Genomic DNA, 21307 nt, shown 5'->3' with positions numbered 1-21307 from the left:
GCACTTTTGGTTCACGTGTTTGCAAGCAGCAGAACCATCAGGCCCGCTCTGAGTAGCGCGATTCGGGTTGTCAAAAGGTTAAGCCCGTTAACGAACCCGATTTTTTCTCACGCGGTCAGAAGCTTGATCGCCGCGACGGTGACGAAGAGCCCGCCCGAGATATAGGCCGCATGGCGGAAACCGTCTTCGCGGGTCCAGAACTGCGCGACCGCTTGCAGGGCGCGGGGCAGGACGGGAAGGCCAACGGGGGCGAGAGCGGTGTGGGCCATGGGAAGAGCTCCTTGGTGCGGTCAACTGTTGTTACCAATATGCGACTTTCTGCAGATGCAAAGTAGATGCCGCGTCTGCATAGCCCTTTTGCGGCGGATGCATGGCAATCGTATTGACCTAATTGTGATCGCCAAATGAAAAGGCGCCCCGCAGGGCGCCCATCAGGCGATGTGACGACGCCTCATGCGCCGTCGAATTCGCACAGCACATGCACCTGCATGCCGAGATCGCGCAGAAGCTTGCGCCCGCCGAGTTCCGGCAGATCGACGATGAAGGAGCAACCGACGATCTCGCCGCCCAGACGCTCGACGAGCTTGATTGCCGCCTCGCAGGTGCCGCCGGTTGCCAGCAGGTCATCGACCACCAGAACCTTTTCGCCCGGCTGGATGGCGTCGTCATGCAGCTCCATGATCGCCTCGCCATATTCGAGCTTGTAGGACTGGCTGATCGTCTGCCCGGGCAGCTTGCCTTTCTTGCGGATCGGCACGAAGCCCTTCGAGAGCTGGTGCGCGATGGCCCCGCCCAGAATGAAGCCGCGCGCTTCAAGGCCGACGACCTTGTCGATCTGCTCACCCGCCCAGGGGTGCAGAAGCTGGTCGATCGCCATGCGGAAGCCGCGCGGATCCGCAAAGAGCGTGGTGACATCGCGGAACATGATCCCCTCGTGGGGAAAGTCAGCGATGGTGCGGATGTAATCCTTGACGGTCTTCATCTTTCAGCCTTTCAGGACGCGGCCCATCACGGGCATCAGGCGCGTCATCACTTCGGGGTCGCGCTTGGCGGGGGCGGTCATGATCGCGCCGTCAAGAACATGGGTGCAGCCTTTATCGCAAGCCTCGGCGGGGCCTTTCAGAAGCGCGGGCAGGGCGGCCACAAGCGACCGCGCCTTGCTGGCATTGGCAATCGCCGTCGCCACCACCTGCGCCACATCGACCGCATCATGGTCGGGGTGCCAGCAGTCGTAATCGGTGACCATCGCGACGCAGGCATAGCAAAGCTCAGCCTCGCGCGCGAGTTTCGCCTCGGGCATCCCGGTCATGCCGATCACATCGGCGCCCCAGCTGCGATAAAGGCGGCTTTCGGCCAGCGTCGAGAATTGCGGCCCCTCCATCGCGACATAGGTGCCGCCCTCGTGCACCTTGACGCCGGTCGCCCGTGCCGCCTCGGCGCAATGGGCCGAGAGCCGCGCGCAGACCGGATGCGCGACCGAGACGTGACCGACCAGCCCGGTCTCGAAGAAGGTCTTCACCCGCGCGAAGGTGCGGTCGATATATTGATCGACGATGACGAAATCGCCGGGCGCATAGCCTTCCTTCAGCGAGCCGACGGCGGAAACGGCCACCAGATCGGTCACGCCCATGATCTTCATCGCCGCGATATTGGCGCGGTAATTCACCGTCGAGGGGGTGAACACATGCCCGCGCCCGTGCCGGGGCAGGAAGGCCATCGCCACGCCATTCAGCCGCCCGGTCAGGATCTCGTCCGAGGGCGGTCCGAAGGGGGTGTCCACCGCCTGCCATTTCGCGTCTTCGAGCCCGTCGATGTCATAGACACCCGAGCCTCCCATCACCCCGATCATCCGGTCTGCAGTCATTCCATAGTCCTCGCCCAGGCCCTTCGCGGCCCCGGGCAGCTTAGGCGTGCGGGGCGGATCGGAAAAGGGCATAGAAGTCCTGCGCTCCGCGTCATATTTACACTTTGAGGGCAGGGAGAAAGCATGGATCACCACCGCGAACTGGGCGCCGAGAATCTCCGCGGCGCGGGGCTGATGACACTCGCGATGGCGCTTTTCGCGCTCGAGGACATGTTCGTGAAACAGGCGGCGAAGGCGCTGCCGGTGGGCGAGGTGCTGATGCTGTTTGGCGCTGGCGGCATGATCTGCTTTGCCGCGCTGGCGCTCGCCTCGGGGCAAAGCCTCTGGCATCCGGCCGTGGCAAGCCGGCTCATGGGCATCAAGGCCGGGTTCGAGATCACCGGGCGCTTGGCCTATACGCTCGGCATCGCGCTGACGCCGCTCTCGAACGCCTCGGCGATCTTGCAGGCGACGCCGCTCGTCGTCGTCGCGGGGGCGGCGCTGATCTTTCGCGAAAGGGTGGGGGCGGCACGCTGGGCAGCGGTGGGCATCGGCTTTCTGGGCGTGCTGGTGATCCTGCGCCCCGGGCTTGACGGCTTCGTGCCCGCGGCGCTCTGGACGGTGCTGGGCCTCTTCGGCTTTGCCGGGCGCGATCTGGCCACCCGGGCGGCGCCGAAGGTGCTGACGAATTTCCAGCTTGGCATCTACGGCTTTGCCGCGCTGATCCCCGCGGGCGGGATCATCCTGAGCGTCACCGGCGGCGCCCTGCCGCCCACGCCGCTGAGCCTGCTACCGGTTCTCGGCGCGATCCTCTTTGGCGTCACCGCCTATTGGGCGCTGACGAAGGCGATGCGCACGGGCGAGGTCGCTGTGGTCACCCCGTTCCGTTACACCCGGCTTCTCTTCGCGCTGGTCCTGGGCATCCTCGTCTTCCAGGAAAGCCTCGATGCGGCAACGCTCGTGGGGGCGACGCTCGTTGTCGGTTCGGGCGTCTACACATTGCTTGCTGGCGCTAGACGGCTGAAACGCTGATCCTTTATCTTGCCCGAAATATCCCGGGGTGCGGGGCAGAGCCCCGCTTGCACGCCCCTTGGGGGGCGCCTAACCTGCCGCCATGAAACCCGTGATCGTCTTTGTTTCCGCCGTCACCCCGGGCCAGTTCAATGGTCTTGCCGAATACCTGCACGACAGCGGGCTGGCCGAAACCTGGTATCTGACCTCCAAGGGCCATGTGAAGACCCACGGCAGCACCTACAAGCGCCTGCTGCCCTTCACCCCCGATGGGCCGATCGTCGGGGCGCAGAGCTATTATTACTCCGACAAGACGGAACGCTCGGCGCGGATTTCGCGCGGCGTGCTGACTGCGCTGACCGAGCTGCGCAAGACGACGAAGATCGATCTCGTCTTCGCCCATTCGATGTGGGGCGCGCCGATGTTTCTTTATGACGAGATCGATGCCGCCATCGCCTCCTATGTCGAATTTCCAAGCTATGCGGCGCATGGCTGGGACACCCGCTATCCGCCCGACCTCAGCCAGCGCCTGACCGATCGCAACATGGAGATGCTGAGCTTCCATCAGATCCTGAAATCCGATCTCACGATCATGCCCTCGGCCTATGCGCGCAGCCTGCTGCCCGCCGAGCTGCAGCCGCGGGTGGCGGTGCAGTTCGAGGGCTTCGAGATCAAGCCGCTGCCGCCCGCGCCGCCCGGCCCCTTCACCATCGGCTTTTCCGCCCGCGATCTGTCGAATGCCAAGGGCTTCGACATTTTCGTGCGGCTCGTCGACCGGCTGGTGCGCGAGGGGACGGCGGACCGGCTTGGCATCCGCTTTGCCGCGATTGGCGATCCCAAGGGGGTCACCTACGGCTACGAGCAGCAATGGGTCGATCGCAATCTCCGCAAGGGGGCGAGTTTCGCCGAATATCTGGTGCGGACCTATCCTGCGGGTGGCGAGCGCATCCTGTTCCCCGGCAAGCTGCCCTATGACACCTTCACCGAGGCGCTGTCGCAGGTCGATCTGTTCCTGTACCCGCTGCGCTTCGGGGTGGGGAACTGGGGGCTGATGGAGATCCTTGCGCGCGGCAAGCCGGTGATCGCCTCGAACGCGACCTTCGCCCCCGAGATGATCGAGGATGGCGTGAACGGGGTGCTGCTGCCGGTCGGCGAAAACGGCGAGGACGATCAATGGATCGCCGCGATCGAGCGTTTGGCGAGTGATCCCGCCCTGCGCGCGCGTCTGGGCGCGGCGGCGGCGGAACGCGGCAAGGCCTATCATCTGGATCAGGTCGCGCCGCGCTACATGGCGCTGTTCGAGCAGGCGATCGAGGCGGGCAAGCGCCGGAGGACTGGGGGCTGATCTGGCCGAGGCCATCGCCGAGGCTGCACGCGACAGACGCCCCGTGACCGCCGAGGGCCCAAAGGCACTCGGCCAGCGCCCGCCCCGCCCTCGGCGGGCGCTTCTCGCCCGCCGGGTCAGGCGCTGGCCTCTGTCGTGCTTGGGGATGCGCTCGTGCTGAAACGTGGTCGCGAGCGGGCGGGGAAAGGCAGTGCCTTTCCTTTTCCGCCCGACCTTACGGCCGCGCCATTTCAAAGGTCTCGGTCACCGTCGCGTAATCCATGTAGCCCAGACGGCTCAGTCGGTCGGGCGGGCTGTAGCGGCCGTCAATCACGCAATCGGGGCGGATATGCACCCCCACCACCGCGCCCAGCACCATGAAGTTGCTCTTGCCCAGAAGCGGCACGATCTGCACCAGACGGCATTCGAGCGCCGCAGGCGCCGCCGCCACGCGGGCGCAATCGATCACCTCGCAAGCCGCCTTCTCAAGCCCCGCCGCCAGAAATTCATCCTCGCCCGCCGCCAGCATCGCCGAGGTGGCGTTCATCTGCGCCCCCAGATCCGAGGTCACAAGATTGACGCAAAACACCCCGCTTTCGCGGATCTGCGTCACCGTATCCTTGGTGTCGCCGCGGTCGGGCTTCGTCGACGTCGAGGAAAAGATCACCTGCGCCGGGTTGGCCGACACGGCGGTGAAGAAGGAATAGGGCGCCAGATTGTCGCCCATCTGCCCGCGCGTCGAGATCCAGCCGATCGGGCGTGGCGCGACGATGGCGTGGAACGGGTCGTGGGGCAGGTCGTGACCCTTGTCGGGGCGGTAGAACATGCACGGGCTCCTTTGATTTGAACCTGACATAACCGCGTGTTAGGCGCGTTTCGAGGGCGAATCGCAAAGGGTCGGGGCATGTATCAGCTCGAAGAAGAGACCGAAGCCGACTGGTGGGAAGTCGAGGCATTGTATGACCTGTGCTTTGCTCCGGGCCGAACCGCGCTGTCGTCTTACCGCCTGCGCGATGGCGTCGAGAAGGTGGCCCCCCTCTGCCTCGTTCTGCGCGAAGATGGCGTTCTGGCGGCGGTGATCCGCTACTGGCCGGTCAAGGTCGGCGGCCAGCGCGTGTTGCTGCTTGGTCCCGTCGCCGTCCACCCGACCCGGCAGGGCGAGGGGCTCGGCGGCCTTCTGATGCACGAAAGTCTGGCCGAGGCGCGGCGTCTGGGCTGGGAACGGGTGCTGCTCGTCGGCGACGCGCCCTATTACAACCGCTTCGGCTTCGAGAAGATCGAGGGGGTGGAGATGCCGCCGCCCACCAACCCCGACCGGGTTCTGGCGCTCGAACTGGTGCCGGGCGCCTGGGACGGTGTGCGCGGGCCGGTGGAAAAGTTCCTGCCCTGATCTTTCGCGCCGCCCCGGGTCTTCCCATATGTCAGCCGACAAGGAGGCCCCATGCAGCCCGAAATCCTCTATCCGGTGACCGACACCCGCCTGACGACCGAGCTTGATGCGCTGGCGCGGCGCCATCGCGCGGCCTCGGGGCCGATGATGCAGGTGATTTCCTTTGTCGGCGCGGGGGCCGAGACGCTCGTGGGCAAGCTCTCCGCCCCGATCCGCGATCGGCTGGAAGGCGCGACCGAGCGCGCGCTCGAAACCGCCTTCACCGTCGCCACCCGCTCGCGCGAGGTGGTCTCGGACCGGCCCGATTGGGTGAATACCGCGCTCGCGACGGCGATGGGGGTGGCGGGCGGCGCGGGCGGTCTGCCCGGCGCGCTGGCGGAACTGCCCTTCACCGTGACGATGCTGTTGCGCGCCATTCAGGGCATCGCGGCCGAGCATGGCTTCGACCCGGACAGCGATGAGGTGCGGCTCGAATGTCTGCGCGTCTTTGCGGCCGCCGGGCCGCTTGACCGCGACGACGGCGCCGACATGGGATTTCTTGCCGCGCGGCTGACGATCACCGGGCCGGGGCTTTCAAGCCTGATCGCCAAGGTGGCGCCGCGGCTGGCCGCCGTTCTGGGCCAGAAACTCACCACGCAGACGGTGCCGGTTCTGGGCGCGGTCGCAGGCGCGGCGGTGAACTACGCTTTCACCAGTTACTATCAGGACATCGCCCGGGTGCATTTCGGCCTCAAGCGCCTGGCCCGCGACAGCGGCGAGGACGAGGGCCTCTTGCGCGAAGAACTGGTGATGCGGATCACCAAACGCTGATCGGCATTTGCCGCATTTTCCCTCCTCCCTTCGTTGACCCGAAAGGTGTCGGTGCTAACGTGCCGGTGCGCAAAACGCCGGCCCGCTCGCCTTGCCCCGATGTCGCTGTGACATTTTGTCCACCTGCGACAGGGCGCACAGGGGTGGTCGCCGCCGGCTTTGGCCATAGCTGAGCCGTAATCCCGCATGGGACGCTGCGGGCGAACCACCTTGGAGAGAACGATGGAGTTCGGATTAGTCGAGCTGTCACGCCTGCAATTTGCGTCGACGGCGATGTATCACTTCCTGTTCGTGCCGCTGACATTGGGTCTGTCGATCCTCGTCGCCACGATGGAGACGGTCTATGTGATGACCGGCCGCCCGATCTGGCGGCAAATGACCAAATTCTGGGGCACGCTCTTCGGGATCAACTTCGTCCTTGGCGTCTCGACCGGGCTGACGATGGAATTCCAGTTCGGGATGAACTGGGCCTATTACAGCCATTACGTCGGCGACATCTTCGGCGCGCCGCTCGCCATCGAAGGGCTGATGGCCTTCTTCATGGAGGCGTCCTTCGTGGGCATCTGGTTCTTTGGCTGGGAAAAGATGACGGCGCGGGCGCATATGATCGTCGCCTGGTGTGTCGCCATCGGCACCAACTTCTCGGCGCTCTGGATCCTGATCGCGAACGGCTGGATGCAGAACCCGGTGGGGGCCGAATTCAACCCGATGACGATGCGGATGGAGCTGGTCGATTTCTTCGCCGTGCTTTTCAACCCGGTGGCGCAGGCGAAATTCGTCCATACCGTTTCGGCGGGCTATGTCACGGCGACGATGTTCGTGATCGGCGTCTCGTCCTGGTATCTCTTGCGCGGCCGTCACATCGAACTGGCGCGGCGCTCGATTGCCGTCGCTTCGGCCTTTGGTCTGGCCTCGTGCCTGTCGGTGCTGCTGCTGGGCGACGAGTCGGGCTACGAGGCGACGCATAACCAGCGCATGAAACTCGCCGCGATCGAGGGGATGTGGGAAACGGAGGAGGCTCCGGCCTCGTTCAACCTGTTTGGCATCCCCGATCAGGAAGCGCGCGAGACGAAATATGCGATCAAGGTGCCCTATGTGATGGGGCTGATCGGCACCCGCTCGCTCAATACCGAAATGCCCGGGATCAAGGATCTGGTGGCGCAGGCCGAGGGGCGGATCCGCTCGGGCGTGATCGCTTATGACGCGCTCTTGCAGATCCGTGCTGCGAAAGGCGCCGTCACCCCCGAGGTCAAGGCGAGCTTCGAGGCGCATTCGGCCGATCTCGGCTATGCGATGCTGCTGACGACGGTGGTGGCCGACCCGAAACTGGCCACCGATGCGCAGATCACCGAAGCGGCCTGGAAGACCGTGCCGCAGGTGCTGCCGCTGTTTTGGTCATTCCGGGTGATGGTGGGGGCCGGGGTTTTCATGCTCGTCTTCATCGGCTTCATGTTCTTCACCTCGAACTTCCGCGGTGGTCGCTTCCCGACCTGGGCCTTGCGCACGGCGGTTCTGGCGATCCCGGTGCCGTGGATTGCTGCCGAAACCGGCTGGTTCGTGGCCGAATTCGGACGTCAGCCCTGGACGGTGGATGGGCTGCTGCCCACCGCGCTCTCGGTGTCGAACCTGTCGATCTGGGATGTGGCGCTGACGCTGGCGGGCTTTGTGACGCTGTATTCGGTGCTGCTGGTCATCGAGATCCGGCTGATGCTGGCGGCGATCCGCAAGGGGCCGACGCATGACATCGACGTGGTCGAGGCCTGGGCCGCCAAGCACCATCCCGTCGCCAAACCTGCGGAGTAACACCATGATCCTGCATGACCTTCTGAGCTATGAAATCCTGCGCGTGATCTGGTGGGGGCTGCTGGGTGTCCTTCTGATCGGGCTCGCGGCCACCGACGGCTTCGACATGGGGGTGGCGGCGCTGAACCCCTTCGTCGCGCAGACCGATGCCGAGCGGCGGGTGGTGATCAACACCATCGGCCCGGTCTGGGAGGGCAACCAGGTCTGGTTGATCCTGGGCGGCGGGGCGATCTTTGCCGCCTGGCCACCGCTTTATGCGGTCAGCTTCTCGGGCTTCTATCTGGCGATGTTCCTTGTTCTGGCGGCGCTGATCCTGCGGCCGGTGGGGTTCAAGTATCGCAACAAGAAGGAAAGCCATGTCTGGCGCACGCGCTGGGACTGGGCGCTGGTGGTGGGCGGCGTCGTGCCCGCGCTGATCTTCGGCGTGGCGGTGGGCAATGTGCTGCAAGGCGTGCCCTTCACCCTCGACGAGACGCTGTTGCCGATCTATCCGGGCAACCCGCTGATGAAACTGCTGGGCCTCTTGAACCCGTTTGCCTTGTTCGTCGGTGTCGTGTCGCTCTCGATGCACATCGCGCATGGCGCGGCCTGGCTCGTGCTGAAGACCGAGGGCGCGGTGCAGGCGCGGGCGCGGCGGATCGGCTCTTGGGCTGGCGTGGCGACGATCGTCACCTTTGCCCTTGCCGGGGTCTGGCTCGCCTTCGGCATCCCGGCCTATCAGTTCGTCACCGAGCCCGATCACTTCGGCCCGTCGAACCCGCTTCTGTCCGAGGTGGTGCGTGGCGGCTCGTGGATCGATGCCTATCAGACCCGGCCGTGGATCGCCGTTGCCCCGGCGCTTGGCGTGCTGGGCCTTGGCAGCGCGGTCGTGCTGATGCGGTTCTGGAGCGGCTGGGCGGTGACGGCCTCGATGATCGGCATCTTCGGCGTGATCTCGACCGTGGGGCTGAGCATGTTCCCGTTCATCCTGCCCTCGTCCTTGAACCCCTCGGCCTCGCTGACGGTCTGGGACAGTTCCTCGTCGCACATGACGCTGTTCATCATGCTGGTCTCGACGGTGATTTTCCTGCCGATCATCCTGGCCTACACGTCGTGGGTCTACAAGGTGCTCTGGGGCAAGGTGCGCCCCGACGACATCGCTCGCAATCCGAACGCCTACTGAGGGAGACGCAACATGTGGTATTTTGCCTGGCTTCTGGGCCTGCCGGTGGCGGTGATGTTCGGGGTGCTGAACGCGATGTGGTTCGAGATGCAGGAAGATCGCCGCCGCCGCGGCGAGCTTTGAGCAAGGTTTCCCGATCCCGCGTCCCTTCGCGGTTCGGGGTGCCCTGGCCGGTCGGGTTCTGCCCGGCCGGCCCTTTTGTTTCGCCGCGGCCTTGCCGCGGCGACCCGCCGGGGGCTTTGCCCCCGGACCCCCAGCGTATTTGCGCCAAGAAGAAAAGGGATCAGTCTTCGAAATCGACGATGCTGCCGATGTCCTCGCCCGCGGCCTTTCGGGCGGCGAGTTTACGCGCCAGCGTGCGGCGGTGCATGCCCAGACGCCGCGCGGTTTCCGAGACGTTGAAGCCGGTTTCCGCCAGGGTGCGCTGGATCAGCTCCCATTCCTGCGCTTTCACGCCGACCTGCGGGGCTTCGATTTCCGGCATGGCCATCCCCGCGCGGTGGGAAAAGGCGGCTTCGATTTCGCGCGCGGTGGCGGGCTTTGCCAGATATTGGGTGGCGCCGAGCTTGATCGCTTCGACCGCCGTCGCCACAGCGGCAAAGCCGGTCAGCACGACGATGGCGGGCGGGGCGTCGAGGGTGGCGAGGGCCTTGACGACCCCAAGGCCCGAGCCCTCGGCCAGTTTCAGATCGACCAGCGCATGGGTGGGCCGGATCCGCGCAGCCAGCGCGATGGCGCTGTCTTCGCGCAGCGCGGTGTGGACGGCATAGCCGCGGCGCGTGAAGGCGCTGGCGAGCGTTTCGGCCAGATGCGGGTCGTCCTCGACGATCAGCAGGCAGCGGTCAGGCGCGGGCATCGGCGGCCTCTTCGGTCTGGGGGCGGTCAAGCAGCGGAAAGGCGATCTCGACCTCGGCCCCGGTGGCGGCATTGCGCAGGGTCATCCGGCCGCCAAGGCGATCGATCGCATTGCGGGCGAGAAAAAGGCCCAGCCCGCGGCCCGGCGCGCCCGTGCCCGAGACGAAGGGGGTGCCGGGCTGCGACAGCACGGTTTCGGGAAAGCCCGGACCGCGGTCGGAAAGGCGCAGGATCAGCCGCTCGCCCGCACGGCTCAGGCAGGCGGCGACCGTGCCGGGGGCGGCGCTTTCGGCATTGTCGAGCAGGTTGATCAGCGCGGCTTCTAGGATCGGCGCCGAGAGCATCTGCGCCCCGCGCAGGCTGGGGTCGGCCGTGACCGGCACGCGCGTGCGGCCGCGCGCCCCCGACCAAAGCGCAAGGATGTGGCGGATTTCGGCCTCGGCGGGAACGGCGGCGGCGGCCTCGAGCCGCTCGCGCCCGGCCGCCTGCAGGGTGCGGGTGACGATGGCGCGGCAGCGCTTGAGCTGGGCGACCATCGTTTCCAGATCCTTTTGCCGCGCCGCGCCCTCGGGCAAGCCGATCTCGGCCCAGTCGTCGAGCGTCACGGCGAGCGTCGTCAGCGGCGTGCCCAGCTCATGCGCCATCCCCGAGGCGAGAAGGCCGAGCCCGGCCAACTGATCCGCCTCGGTCTTGGCGCGGCGCAGTTCCTCGATGGCGCGGTCGCGGGCGGCAACGGTCAGGCGCAGGCGCAGCACGAACCACGCCATCAGCGTCGAGCTGAGCCCGAAGGCCGGCACCAGCGCCGTGCCGGAAACTGGGCCGAAGGCGACAAGCGCCCCGATGCAGAGGTTCGCCAGAAGATAGATCGGCAGCGCCGCCCGCGGGGAACAGAGCGACAGCGCCAGCAGAAGTGGCACGAGGAGCAGCATGGCAAAGGGGCTGGCCGTCGCCCCGGCGAGCGCAATCAGCGCCGCCAGCGTCAGCGTGTCGACGCCCAGTTGCAGCGCCAGCATCGCATCGGGCAGCCTTGCACCGCGCCGCATCGCGAGCGCGATGATCCCGTTGAAGCCGACAAGCCCCGCGATCACCAGCGCCATCCGCTCGAGCGGTAGCGCCAGCCCCAGCACCTGCGCGGCAAAGAACGTCGCCGCGATCTGACCGGCGATCGCCAGCCAGCGGATCTGCACCAGAAGCCGTCCGGTCTCGCGCGCGGCGCGTCGGTCGCTGTCGGTAGGTTCGGGGGGCTGCATGATGCCTTGCGGAAAGGGGCGCGGTTTCCGGGAAGATGCCGCATCGCGCGGGCAGGGGCAACCGCACCGCTTTGCCCTTGCCCCTTTCGTGCAGGCTGCTACCGTGAGGCGAGATTTTCACGAGGTTCCCATGCCCATTGCTTCCGCCCGCACCGCATCTTTGCTGCTTCTTGCCCCGCTTGTGCTTGCTGCCTGTGTCGAGGGCATGCCCGCCGATCCGAAGGCGCCCCGGATGTCGCAGGCCGGGACCTGCTTTGCCTATGTCACCGCCGAGCCCGGGGGCCAGTTCGCGCTGGTGACCGGCAAGGGCGACGGCTCGCTGGCGCCGCTCGGGCAAAAGTCGAAGCCGATGTCGGCCGAGGCGGTCGATGCCGCCTATGCGAAAGAGGTGCAGGTGATGGGCATCATGCCCGAGTGCCTTGCGATCTATGCCAGGGACCGCTCGGCCGCGCAGCCCGCGGCGCTGACGACCGCCCCGGCTCCGGCGGTGCCGAAAGCCTGATCCAGGTGACCCGGCGCGGGCGCCTGAGTCCGCGCCGCCACAGTTGCCGCCCCGTATCTGGTAGGTGCCGATTTGCGCTACCCGATCCCTCGCCCTCCCCCTATAGTCCTGTGGATAACCGGGGCGACAGACCCCAATCTGAGGCAGGAACATTAGAGGGGGGACGCCATGCGCTGCCCGTTTTGCGGTAATGTCGATACTCAAGTGAAGGACAGCCGACCGGCCGAGGATCATGTGGCGATCCGGCGGCGTCGGTTCTGCCCGGCCTGTGGCGGTCGCTTCACCACCTATGAGCGCGTGCAACTGCGCGATCTGGTGGTGATCAAGACCTCGGGGCGGCGCGAGGATTTCGACCGTGACAAGCTGGAACGCTCGATCCGGATCGCGATGCAGAAACGCCCGATCGAGCCGGAGCGGATCGATCAGATGATCTCGGGCATCGTGCGGCGGCTGGAAAGTCTGGGCGAGACCGACATTCCCTCGCGCGCGATCGGCGAGATCGTGATGGAGACGCTGGCGCGGATCGATACCGTCGCCTATGTGCGCTTTGCCAGCGTTTACAAGAACTTCCAGGCGGCGGACGATTTCGACAAATTCGTGTCGGAACTGCGCCCGCAGTCGGGGGATGCCGAGTGACCGAGGCCGACAGCCGCTTCATGCGGCTGGCGCTGGGGCTGGCCGGGCGCGGTTTGGGCAATGTCTGGCCCAATCCCGCCGTCGGCTGCGTCATCGTGAACGAAGAGCGCATCGTCGGGCGGGGCTGGACCCAACCCGGCGGTCGTCCGCATGCCGAGCGCCGGGCGCTGGATCAGGCGGGGGCCGCCGCGCGTGGGGCCACGGCCTATGTCACGCTCGAACCCTGTGCCCATCACGGCAAGACCCCGCCCTGTGCCGAGGCGCTGATTTCGGCGGGGGTGGCGCGGGTCGTTTCGGCGATGGAAGATCCCGATCCGCGGGTCTCGGGTCGGGGCCATGCGATGCTGCGCGCGGCGGGGATTTCGGTGCAAACCGGAGTGCTTGAAGCCGAGGCGCGGGCGGCGCAGGCGGGGTTTCTGAGCCGGATCGAAAAGGGACGTCCGTGGCTGGCGCTGAAACTGGGCGCGAGTTTCGACGGCAGGATCGCTTTGGCGAATGGCGAAAGCCAGTGGATTACCGGGCCGCAAGCGCGCGCCCATGTGCAGGCGCTGCGGGCGCGGTTCGATGCGGTTCTGGTCGGCGGCGGCACGGCGCGGGCGGATGATCCGCTGCTGACTGTGCGCAGCTTCACGCCCCTGCGCGCGCCGGTGCGGGTGGTGGCGTCGCGCCGTCTCGATCTGCCGCGCGGGCGCTTGGCGGGTTCGGTCGGGCAGGCGCCGCTGTGGTTGGTTCATGGGGTCGAAGCGCCCGAAGCGGCGCGGGATTTCTGGGCCGGGGTCGGGGCCGAGTTGATCGAAGCGCCTGCGGGTGAGACGGGTCTTGACCCGATGGCCCTGATGGCCGCCTTGGCCGCGCGCGGTCTGACCCGGGTCTTTTGCGAGGGCGGCGGGCAATTTGCGGCAAGCCTGATGGCGGCCGGTTTGGTCGACGAGCTGATCGGTTTCACCGCGGGCGTGGTTCTCGGCGGCGATGCGAAGCCCGGGATCGGTGATCTTGGGGTGAGCCGCTTGAGTGACGCCCCGCGCTATCAGCTCGCGTCTGTGCAGCCGATGGGCGAAGACGTGCTGGCGCGTTGGCTGCGCGCCTAACGCCAGAGAAACGCAGCCCCCGCAAACAGCCCCTGCAGCTTTGCCAAGCTTCGGTTCAGCGGACCGGGGCGGGGCAGGGGGCCGTGCGCCAACCGGTCGAGCACCACCTCGGGCGGGCAGGGACGGCGGGTCACCGGATCAAGATACCGCGGATAGGCGATCAACGCGGCATGGACGAGCTCTTCAAGGCTCGGCCGGGCCTTGCGGCGGTCGGGCACTGCGCCAAGATCGCGGGTCAGACCCCAACCGGCATAAAAGGGCGCTCCGGTCACGGTGACGTTCTTGCCGCGCAAGAGCGCCTCGAATCCCAGAAGCGAGGTCATTGTCCAGACCTCGTCCACCGCGGCGATCAGCGCCATCGGGTTCGATTTGTGCAAGATCTGGTTTGCGAAACGCAGCGCCTCGGCCTCGGGGATGGCGCCCGGCCGCAACCCGGCCTCGACATCCGGGTGCGGTTTGAAAAGGACAATCGCCGCGGGGTTTGCTGCCCGAACCCGCATCAGCAAGGCCAGATTCGTGCAGATTTCCCCCGCGCCGAGGCGGATCGAGGCGTCATCTTCGACCTGCCCCGGAACAAGGATGCGATGGCCTGCGGGCAGATCGGGGGTATTCCCGTCAAGGTTGTATTTTGACACTCCACTCTTGCGCAGCGCGGCGATCAGGCGCGCGGCCCGGGCGACGCCGCCGGGCGGCGGCGGGCGGGAGATCAGGTCTTCAAGATCCGACGGGCGGGTCGGATCGAAGTAAATCCCCTGCGCATCGGTGACAAGCGACAGCGGCGGAACCAGATCGGCACCCAGACCTTTCGACCTCAGGAAACCGTCCTCGACCCGCAGCGCGGGGGCTGCAAAACCGGGCGGTTCCTTGCCCGCCCAGATCAGCAGGCTGCGCCCCGAGGCCTGCGCCGCAGCCGCGGCCTGCTCCGGGGGCTCAGCAAAGCGCAGCGGTTTTTCGCGGCCGAAGAACTGCTGCAGCGGGCGGCGTTTCCACAGCCGCATGCCGGTGGCGACATGGCCCGCACGGTCGGCGCGAAAGGCGCGGACCTCGGCTTCAAGCTGATCGACCGCCTCCTCGAAACGGCACAACCGGCCGCGACAGGGATCGAACCAGGTTGGCGCAAGGATATGGCTGACCGCAAAGATCTGCGCCCGGGTCAGCCGTCGTTGCCGCCGCGCGACCGGGTTTTCATCCTGCGTCAGACCCCAGCCCGCGTAGAAGGGCTGGCCGAAAACGCGCGGCTTGTGACCGGCCAGGATCGCCTCGTAGCCCATGAGCGAGGAGACGGTGTAGACCGCGATGGCGCCTTCGAGCAGCGCCCAGGGCGAGACCGGATCGCTCAGAAGCACCGTGCGGGCGTCCTCGTTCGCGGGGCCGTAGTGGCCCGGGCGCAGGCCCGCCCGGGTCTCGGGATGGGTCTTGATCACGATCCGCGCGCCCGGATTTTCGATCTGCGCCACGGCAAGCATCTCGCGGAAGGTTGCCGCACTCGCCCGGCCATGCAGGATCGAGGCATCCCCCGCGGTCTGGTCGATCACCAGCACATAGCCGGGCGCGGGCGGCGCAAGCTTTTCGTCGAAGTCATTGTATTTCGACAGATCTAGCGCCTTCAGCCGGGCGATGCCATCGCGGGCGCGATCGAGAAGCGCGGTGTCATCGAGCGGCTCGCGCGCCAGCATCCGTTCCAGAAGCGAGGGCTGCGCGGCATCGAAATGCACGCCGAACGGGTCGATCAAAAGCCCAAGCGGTCCGCCCGCCCCGCTGACGCGCCCCGGATGGATCGAACGGAGGAAGGCATCTTCGAGCCGCACCAGACCGACATTTCGTTTCGCCGCCACCGCCTCGCCGCGGGCGGCGTAGGGCGAGCGGCCCCAGACCGCGACGCGATCCTCGGGGCCGGGCAGGCCCAGATGCAGGCGGTAGCCCGCCGCGCGCAGCATCGCGCGCAGCTGCGGTTGCCAGAGAAACCCGGCCGCATATGGAAAAAGCCGCCCGGAGCCGGGCTCCGGAGCGGCCTTGTCCTGTCTCTCTCGGGACATCAGTTCCCGGAGGCGACGCTGTCGAGCGAGCTTGCGGCCGTGGCCGAGCCGGTCAGCGCCGAAAGCGATTTCTGCCACTGCACGAACGGCGCTTCGGTGACATAGACGGTGTCGCCGTCGCGGATCACGAAGTCACGGGCCAGGAACATGCCGTTCGGCTCGGTCAGGTTGAGCACGTAGACCAGGCGCTGATCGCCAACGAGATCGGTCCGGCCCAGCACCACATTCGCGATTTCCGCCGGCTCGTTGCGGAAGACGAAGACGCCCTTCGGGTCGGCCGTGTTCGAGGCCAGACCGCCGACGGTGGCGATGGCTTCGAGGGCCGAGAGCGTCTGCGTCTCGAAGGGCACGCGGGCCTGCGCCCCGGTCGCGCCCAGCGAGGTGAAGGCGCGGGTGTCTTCCTCGACGAGGATCACGTCGCCCGGACGCAGCGCGATGTCCATCTTCGGGTTCTTGTAAAGATCGGTCAGCCAGACCGTGCCCTGCTTGCCGCCGCGTTTGACGGTGATCTTGGTGATCTCGGGCTTGATCGTCACGCCCCCGGCGCGGGCGATCATCGCCGAGAGCTTGCGGGTCGGCCGTTCGATCGCATAGACGCCCTGACCGCCGACCGAACCCATGACGGAGACGGTGGCGCCATCGCCCGCCGCCCGCGCGATCAGCACCTGCGGATCGGGGGTCTGGGCGTCGAGTTTCTCGGTGATGATCTTGCGCAGGGCATCGGGGGAATTGCCCGCCGCCTTGATCTTGCCCGCATAGGGCACGAAGATGTAGCCCGCGCCATCGACCTGCACTTCGGTCAGCTGCGTCGCGGTCGTGCCCTGCTGCGCCAGAAGCCCGTCATCGACGTTTTCCCAGATCGTCAGCTGCAGCGTATCGCCCGGGTTGATCGTGTCCGAGCCGACGACGCCCGCGTTCTGGAAGCTGGAGGAAAAGCCGAGCGCAGGCTGCACCGCTGTCGCCCGCGCCACATGGTCATCGACGGTGACGACAAAGGCATCGCCCTTGCGCATCACCGATCCGGCAAAGATTTCGCGTTTGTTCGGGCCGGGCCGGGGCAGGCCACAGGAGGCAGTGCCAAGAAGCACCGCCGAAAGACCCAGCAAAAGGGTCCTGCGGGGAAGGGTCACGCTCACTGCTCGGGCTCCTCTTGGGGATTGCCGTTTGTTTTCCGGCCATCCTAGCGGCGAGACGGCAAAATTTCCAGCGCGATCAATTCACAACGCGCAACTGTTGCCGCGGCGCCGCTTTGCCCGCGCTCAGCGCCTCATAGGGATCTTCGGGAGAAAGCATCATGTCGACCACCTGCCGCAGCAGGATCCGCCGCCCCCGGGCCGAGTAGAACCCGCCCGGAATCTGCGACGTCTCCAACAGGTAGTGGCGATAGTCGCGATAGGCCCGCGTATCTGGTCTTTGCGGGGCGGCGAAGAACTCGGGCAGGGGTTGGGTCGAGACGAATTCCGGCTTGTCGAAGACCGCCCGGCCAAAGGCCTTGAGCGGCAGCCCGCGCCAGAGCACCTGCTGCGCGGCGGTCGAATTCACCGTCACCGCCGAGCGCGCCTGTGCAAGCAATTCCGCCAGCTTGCCGCCGCGGATGAAATGCACCCGGCCCTCGAGCCCATGCCGCGCCGTGGCGGTCTTGATCGTCTGCGGGATCGGCGCGCGTCCGTCTTCAAGCGGATGCGCCTTGAAGACAAGGTGATGATGGCGAGGGGCCCCCGCCGCGAAGCCGGCCATCACGAGGTCGATAAACTCGGTCTGGGAGGCGAAAGGCGAGTGCATCCGGAACGAGGCGTCATGTTCAAGCTGCAACAGCACCAGATGGATCGGGTGGCCCGAAAGCCGCACCCGCATCGTGGCGAGCATCCGTTCCAGCGCCTGCACCGGCATCAGCACCAGACGGCGCAGGTAAAGCCGGAACTCGTCGAAGACGGAAATCCCCCGGTGCGGCGTGAAATTGCGATACCGACGGTTCTGGACCATGACGAGGAAATGATAGAGCGCGCCATAGAACACATGCTGGCGCATGTCGCCCCACCGCGGCGGGGCTTCGGGGAAGTCGATCTGGCTTTGCGCCAGCGCCCGGCGCATCTCGGGCACCGAAAGCGTCATCAGCCGCGAATGGCCATTGGCGCCGCCGCGTTCATAGGTGACCCAATAGGGCCGGAGATAGCCTTCCTCGAAGACATGCACGGTGACGCCCGCGGCCGTGGCGGCGGCGATCGCCTGCGCATGCACCGGGCGGGTATCGCCGTAAAGCACCAGATCGGTGATGGATTTTTCGCCGATCAGCGTTGCGATGCGGGCGGGCCAGGTCTCGGGCGGCTCGGCAAAGCGCAGGAAGCTGGCCGGATCATCCCAGAACGCCTCGTCGCCGCGGTTGAAACCGACGCGCCAGACCGAGCCCCCGGCCGCGCGCAGCATCGCTCCCAATTGCCGAAAGAAAGGCCCGTGCGGGCCTTGCAGCAGCAGGAAGGTGCGGGGGGGCGGGCAGTTCATTGGACTCACGCTCAAAACGCCCCCTTTTGGCCCCTTGCTTGCAGGCTGTCACGACAAATTGCACGCGAGCTTAACCTTTTGGCGGCAAAACCGGGGCACCGCGACGGCGGGCCGCATTTTCGCGCCGCAGCTGTGCGCCCAAGCGTCGGGGCCAAGCCTTGCGTGCGGCGCCTGTGCAAGCTAGGCAAGAAGAAATCACGGTAGGGAAAGCCATGTTCACCGGAATCGTCACCGATCTGGGCGAGATCGTCGCCCTTGAAAACACCGGCGATCTGCGCGCGCGGATCCGTTGCGGCTATGACATGAGCACGGTCGAAATCGGCGCCTCGATCGCCCATGCGGGGGTCTGCCTGACGGTGATCGCGACCGGCGCCGACTGGTATGACGTGCAGATCTCGGCAGAGACCGTTTCGAAAACCAACCTTGGCGGCTGGACGGTCGGCAAGCGCATCAACCTTGAACGCGCGCTGAAGGTGGGCGACGAGCTTGGCGGCCATATCGTTTCGGGCCATGTCGATGGCGTGGCGGAAATCACCGCGCTGCGCGACGAGGGCGAAAGCACCCGCTTCAGCTTCCGCGCCCCCGAGGCGCTGGCGAAATACATCGCCCCCAAGGGCTCGGTCGCGCTTGACGGGGCGTCGCTGACCGTCAACGAGGTGGACGGCTGCAGCTTTGGCATCAATATCATCCCGCACACCAAGGCCGTGACCACGTTCGGCGCTGCATCGGTGGGCGACAAGGTCAATCTGGAAATAGACACGCTGGCCCGTTACGTGGCCCGGCTGACGGAGTGGAAGGCATGACGAACCCGGTGGACAAAGCTGGCAATCACGAAACCCCGGGCCCGGTGGAGCAAAGCTACCGCGATGCGATGTCCTCGATCGAGGAGATCATCGAGGATGCCCGCAACGGCAAGATGTTCATCCTCGTCGATCACGAGGATCGCGAGAACGAGGGCGACCTGATCATTCCGGCGCAGATGGCGACGCCGAATGCGATCAACTTCATGGCGATGCACGGCCGCGGGCTGGTTTGCCTTGCGCTGACCGCCGACCGGATCGAGGCGCTCGGGCTGCCGCTGATGGCGTCTTCGAACTCCAGCCGTCACGAGACCGCCTTCACCGTCTCGATCGAGGCGCGCGAGGGGATTTCGACCGGGATTTCGGCGCATGACCGCGCCCGCACCGTGGCCGTGGCGATCGACCCGACCAAGGGCCGTCAGGACATCGCGACGCCGGGCCACCTGTTCCCGCTGCGCGCCCGCGATGGCGGCGTGCTGGTCCGCGCCGGGCATACCGAAGCCGCGGTCGATATCTCGCGTCTGGCGGGGCTGAACCCCTCGGGCGTGATCTGCGAAGTGATGAACGAAGACGGCACGATGGCGCGTCTGCCCGATCTGATCGCTTTTGCGCAAAAGCATGGGCTGAAGATCGGCACGATTTCCGACCTGATCGCCTATCGCCGCCGCTATGACCATCTGGTGCGGGAAACCGCGCAGCGCGCCGTGCAGTCGGAATTCGGCGGCGACTGGTCGATGCGGATCTTTGCCGACCAGACCGAGGGCGCCGAGCATATCGTTCTGACCAAGGGCGATATTTCCGGCCCGGAACCGGTGCTCGTGCGGATGCATGCGCTCGATCCGCTCTCGGATGTGCTGGGGCTGCGTCCGGGCAAGATGAACGATCTGGGCCGCGCGATGGAGGCGATTGCCGCCGAGGGCCGTGGCGTCGTCGTGCTCTTGCGCGAAACCACCGCGAAGATGCCGATGCCGGGCGAAGCCTCGCCGCAGACCTTGCGCCAATACGGTCTGGGCGCGCAGATCCTTCTGGCGCTGGGCATCAGCCATCTGAAACTGCTGACGAATTCGCCGAAGCCCAAGGTGATCGGCATCGAGGGCTATGGGCTTTCGATCGACGAAACCCGGGGGTATTGAGATGGCGGCGAACGAAAACCACTACACGCTGCCGCTGCCCGTCTTCGACAAGCCGGTGAAGCTTCTGATCGTCGTCGCGCCCTATTATCGCGACATCGCCGATTGGATGATTGCGGGGGCGAAGGCGGTGGCCGCCAAAGCCGGGGCCGAGGTCGAGATCGCCGAAGTGCCCGGCGCGCTGGAGGTGCCGACCGCCATCGGCATGGCCGAGCGGCTCTCGGATTACGATGGCTATGTGGCGCTTGGCTGCGTGATCCGTGGCGAAACCACGCATTACGACACCGTCTGCAATGACAGCTCGCGCGGTCTGATGATGCTCGGCCTGCAGGGGTTGTGCATCGGCAACGGCATCCTGACGGTGGAAAGTCGCGCCCAGGCCGAGGCCCGCGCCAAGCCCGAAGATCAGGACAAGGGCGGCGGTGCGGCGGCTGCGGCCTTGCATCTGATCGCGCTCTCGCGCAAATGGGCCACCCGGACGCAGGGAATCGGCTTTCGCCCCAAGGGCGACACCGTCTGACCGGGCCACCTGAGGATCGCACAATCATGACCGACACCACCCCCGAGACGCCCCGCAAGCCGACGCCGGAAGAAAAACGCCGGATGCGCTCGGCCGCGCGGCTTTATGCCGTGCAGGCGCTCTTCCAGATGGAAGCGGCGGGGCAGGGGGTGGACCGCGTCGCCCGCGAATTCGAAAGCTTCCGCTTCGGCATGACCACCGACGAGGGCGAAGAGCTGGCCGAGGGCGATTATGACCTGTTCCGCCGTCTGCTCGATGATGCGGTGATGTGGCAGGCGAAGATCGACCAGACCACCGACCGCGCGCTGGTCGCCACCTGGCCGATCGAGCGCATCGACCCGGTGCTGCGCGCGCTCTTCCGCGCCGCGGGGGCCGAAATGGTCAATCCGGCGACGCCGATCAAGGTCGTGATCAACGAATTCGTCGAGGTTGCCCGCGCCTTCTTTCCCGAGGGCAAAGAGACGAAATTCGTCAATGCGGTGCTTGATCACATGGCCCGCGAGGTTCGCCCCGAGGCGTTCTGAGCCGATCGTCCCGCCGGGACGGGACGCCTTCACCAATATTTTGTGACGGAACTGCGGCAAAACGGCAAATTTGCGGTTTGAATTCGCGCAGACTGCGCTAGAATGATTCCAACGACGGAGGAAT

General features: G+C 66.3%; 23 protein-coding genes. 14 read left to right on the top strand and 9 right to left on the bottom strand.

The window, feature by feature from the left end:
* Nucleotides 1-107: 107 nt before the first annotated feature.
* The 3 genes from C8J30_RS18725 to C8J30_RS15340 all read right to left on the bottom strand — a co-directional run bounded on the left by C8J30_RS18725 (nucleotide 108) and on the right by C8J30_RS15340 (nucleotide 1864).
* Entirely contained in the window at nucleotides 108-269 is a 162-nt protein-coding gene (locus C8J30_RS18725; RefSeq protein WP_181420909.1) for a hypothetical protein, read from the bottom strand.
* Between the two features lie 182 nt (nucleotides 270-451).
* Nucleotides 452-982 carry an adenine phosphoribosyltransferase gene (locus C8J30_RS15345; RefSeq protein WP_110806716.1) on the bottom strand — a complete coding sequence of 177 codons (531 nt, stop codon included), beginning with the start codon at nucleotides 980-982 and terminating at the stop codon, nucleotides 452-454.
* Nucleotides 983-985: 3 nt separating this feature from the next.
* Nucleotides 986-1864 carry an S-methyl-5'-thioadenosine phosphorylase gene (locus C8J30_RS15340; protein WP_110806750.1) on the bottom strand — a complete coding sequence of 293 codons (879 nt, stop codon included), beginning with the start codon at nucleotides 1862-1864 and terminating at the stop codon, nucleotides 986-988.
* Between the two features lie 123 nt (nucleotides 1865-1987).
* Between C8J30_RS15340 and C8J30_RS15335 the strand changes: the two genes are divergently transcribed.
* Both C8J30_RS15335 and C8J30_RS15330 read left to right on the top strand, forming a co-directional pair.
* Entirely contained in the window at nucleotides 1988-2875 is an 888-nt protein-coding gene (locus tag C8J30_RS15335) for a DMT family transporter (RefSeq protein ID WP_110806715.1), read from the top strand.
* A gap of 82 nt (nucleotides 2876-2957) precedes the next feature.
* Nucleotides 2958-4199 carry a glycosyltransferase gene (locus tag C8J30_RS15330; RefSeq protein ID WP_110806714.1) on the top strand — a complete coding sequence of 414 codons (1242 nt, stop codon included), beginning with the start codon at nucleotides 2958-2960 and terminating at the stop codon, nucleotides 4197-4199.
* 214 nt (nucleotides 4200-4413) lie between these two features.
* Here C8J30_RS15330 and C8J30_RS15325 read toward each other — a convergent pair whose 3' ends face one another.
* Nucleotides 4414-5004 (bottom strand): flavin reductase family protein, encoded by a 591-nt coding sequence (locus C8J30_RS15325; RefSeq protein ID WP_110806713.1) that lies wholly within the window; start codon nucleotides 5002-5004, stop codon nucleotides 4414-4416.
* Nucleotides 5005-5082: 78 nt separating this feature from the next.
* Here C8J30_RS15325 and C8J30_RS15320 point away from each other — a divergent pair, with 78 nt between their 5' ends.
* The 5 genes from C8J30_RS15320 to cydX all read left to right on the top strand — a co-directional run bounded on the left by C8J30_RS15320 (nucleotide 5083) and on the right by cydX (nucleotide 9466).
* Nucleotides 5083-5568, top strand: coding sequence for a GNAT family N-acetyltransferase (locus C8J30_RS15320; RefSeq protein WP_110806712.1), 486 nt, complete (start codon nucleotides 5083-5085; stop codon nucleotides 5566-5568).
* A gap of 51 nt (nucleotides 5569-5619) precedes the next feature.
* Complete coding sequence (locus C8J30_RS15315) at nucleotides 5620-6378, top strand: EcsC family protein (RefSeq protein ID WP_110806711.1); 759 nt, start codon at nucleotides 5620-5622, stop codon at nucleotides 6376-6378.
* A gap of 222 nt (nucleotides 6379-6600) precedes the next feature.
* Complete coding sequence (locus C8J30_RS15310; RefSeq protein ID WP_110806710.1) at nucleotides 6601-8181, top strand: cytochrome ubiquinol oxidase subunit I; 1581 nt, start codon at nucleotides 6601-6603, stop codon at nucleotides 8179-8181.
* Between the two features lie 4 nt (nucleotides 8182-8185).
* Nucleotides 8186-9343, top strand: coding sequence for a cytochrome d ubiquinol oxidase subunit II (gene cydB, locus C8J30_RS15305; protein WP_110806709.1), 1158 nt, complete (start codon nucleotides 8186-8188; stop codon nucleotides 9341-9343).
* 12 nt (nucleotides 9344-9355) lie between these two features.
* Complete coding sequence (gene cydX / locus C8J30_RS15300) at nucleotides 9356-9466, top strand: cytochrome bd-I oxidase subunit CydX (protein WP_110806708.1); 111 nt, start codon at nucleotides 9356-9358, stop codon at nucleotides 9464-9466.
* Nucleotides 9467-9626: 160 nt separating this feature from the next.
* Here cydX and C8J30_RS15295 read toward each other — a convergent pair whose 3' ends face one another.
* A complete protein-coding gene (locus C8J30_RS15295; RefSeq protein WP_110806707.1) occupies nucleotides 9627-10199 on the bottom strand; it encodes a response regulator transcription factor in 573 nt (190 codons plus the stop codon).
* Nucleotides 10186-11448 carry an ATP-binding protein gene (locus C8J30_RS15290; RefSeq protein WP_110806706.1) on the bottom strand — a complete coding sequence of 421 codons (1263 nt, stop codon included), beginning with the start codon at nucleotides 11446-11448 and terminating at the stop codon, nucleotides 10186-10188. The genes C8J30_RS15295 and C8J30_RS15290 overlap by 14 nt, the downstream gene beginning before the upstream one ends.
* A gap of 130 nt (nucleotides 11449-11578) precedes the next feature.
* Between C8J30_RS15290 and C8J30_RS15285 the strand changes: the two genes are divergently transcribed.
* From C8J30_RS15285 to ribD, 3 genes are all read left to right on the top strand, one after another.
* On the top strand, nucleotides 11579-11950 hold the full coding sequence (locus tag C8J30_RS15285; protein WP_110806705.1) for a hypothetical protein: 372 nt from the start codon (nucleotides 11579-11581) through the stop codon (nucleotides 11948-11950).
* Nucleotides 11951-12118: 168 nt separating this feature from the next.
* Nucleotides 12119-12586 carry a transcriptional regulator NrdR gene (gene nrdR / locus C8J30_RS15280; protein ID WP_110806704.1) on the top strand — a complete coding sequence of 156 codons (468 nt, stop codon included), beginning with the start codon at nucleotides 12119-12121 and terminating at the stop codon, nucleotides 12584-12586.
* Nucleotides 12583-13674 carry a bifunctional diaminohydroxyphosphoribosylaminopyrimidine deaminase/5-amino-6-(5-phosphoribosylamino)uracil reductase RibD gene (gene ribD, locus C8J30_RS15275; RefSeq protein ID WP_110806703.1) on the top strand — a complete coding sequence of 364 codons (1092 nt, stop codon included), beginning with the start codon at nucleotides 12583-12585 and terminating at the stop codon, nucleotides 13672-13674. The genes nrdR and ribD overlap by 4 nt, the downstream gene beginning before the upstream one ends.
* Here the strand turns inward: ribD and C8J30_RS15270 are convergent.
* The 3 genes from C8J30_RS15270 to C8J30_RS15260 form a co-directional block, all read right to left on the bottom strand.
* A complete protein-coding gene (locus tag C8J30_RS15270) occupies nucleotides 13671-15710 on the bottom strand; it encodes a capsular polysaccharide biosynthesis protein (protein ID WP_110806702.1) in 2040 nt (679 codons plus the stop codon). The two genes, ribD and C8J30_RS15270, sit on opposite strands and share 4 nt — an antisense overlap.
* Nucleotides 15710-16840, bottom strand: a complete 1131-nt coding sequence (locus C8J30_RS15265; RefSeq protein WP_245909856.1) for a polysaccharide biosynthesis/export family protein — start codon at nucleotides 16838-16840, stop codon at nucleotides 15710-15712. Before C8J30_RS15265 ends, C8J30_RS15270 begins: the two co-directional genes overlap by 1 nt.
* 82 nt (nucleotides 16841-16922) lie before the next feature.
* The gene (locus C8J30_RS15260) at nucleotides 16923-18209 is read right to left on the bottom strand and encodes a capsule biosynthesis protein (protein ID WP_110806701.1); all 1287 of its coding nucleotides are present in this window, start codon (nucleotides 18207-18209) and stop codon (nucleotides 16923-16925) included.
* Nucleotides 18210-18421: 212 nt separating this feature from the next.
* On the opposite strand from C8J30_RS15260, the gene C8J30_RS15255 reads away from it, so the two are divergent.
* The 4 genes from C8J30_RS15255 to nusB are packed head-to-tail and all read left to right on the top strand — an operon-like array spanning nucleotide 18422 to nucleotide 21183.
* Nucleotides 18422-19012 carry a riboflavin synthase gene (locus C8J30_RS15255; protein ID WP_110806700.1) on the top strand — a complete coding sequence of 197 codons (591 nt, stop codon included), beginning with the start codon at nucleotides 18422-18424 and terminating at the stop codon, nucleotides 19010-19012.
* Nucleotides 19009-20142 (top strand): 3,4-dihydroxy-2-butanone-4-phosphate synthase, encoded by a 1134-nt coding sequence (ribB, locus tag C8J30_RS15250; RefSeq protein WP_110806699.1) that lies wholly within the window; start codon nucleotides 19009-19011, stop codon nucleotides 20140-20142. Before C8J30_RS15255 ends, ribB begins: the two co-directional genes overlap by 4 nt.
* Before the next feature lies 1 nt (nucleotide 20143).
* Nucleotides 20144-20659, top strand: coding sequence for a 6,7-dimethyl-8-ribityllumazine synthase (locus tag C8J30_RS15245; RefSeq protein ID WP_110806698.1), 516 nt, complete (start codon nucleotides 20144-20146; stop codon nucleotides 20657-20659).
* Between the two features lie 26 nt (nucleotides 20660-20685).
* Complete coding sequence (gene nusB / locus C8J30_RS15240) at nucleotides 20686-21183, top strand: transcription antitermination factor NusB (RefSeq protein ID WP_110806697.1); 498 nt, start codon at nucleotides 20686-20688, stop codon at nucleotides 21181-21183.
* The last annotated feature ends 124 nt before the right edge of the window (nucleotides 21184-21307 follow it).

The organism is Rhodobacter viridis (assembly GCF_003217355.1).
Lineage (GTDB): Bacteria > Pseudomonadota > Alphaproteobacteria > Rhodobacterales > Rhodobacteraceae > Rhodobacter > Rhodobacter viridis.
This window is presented reverse-complemented; position numbering and strand designations above follow the sequence as displayed.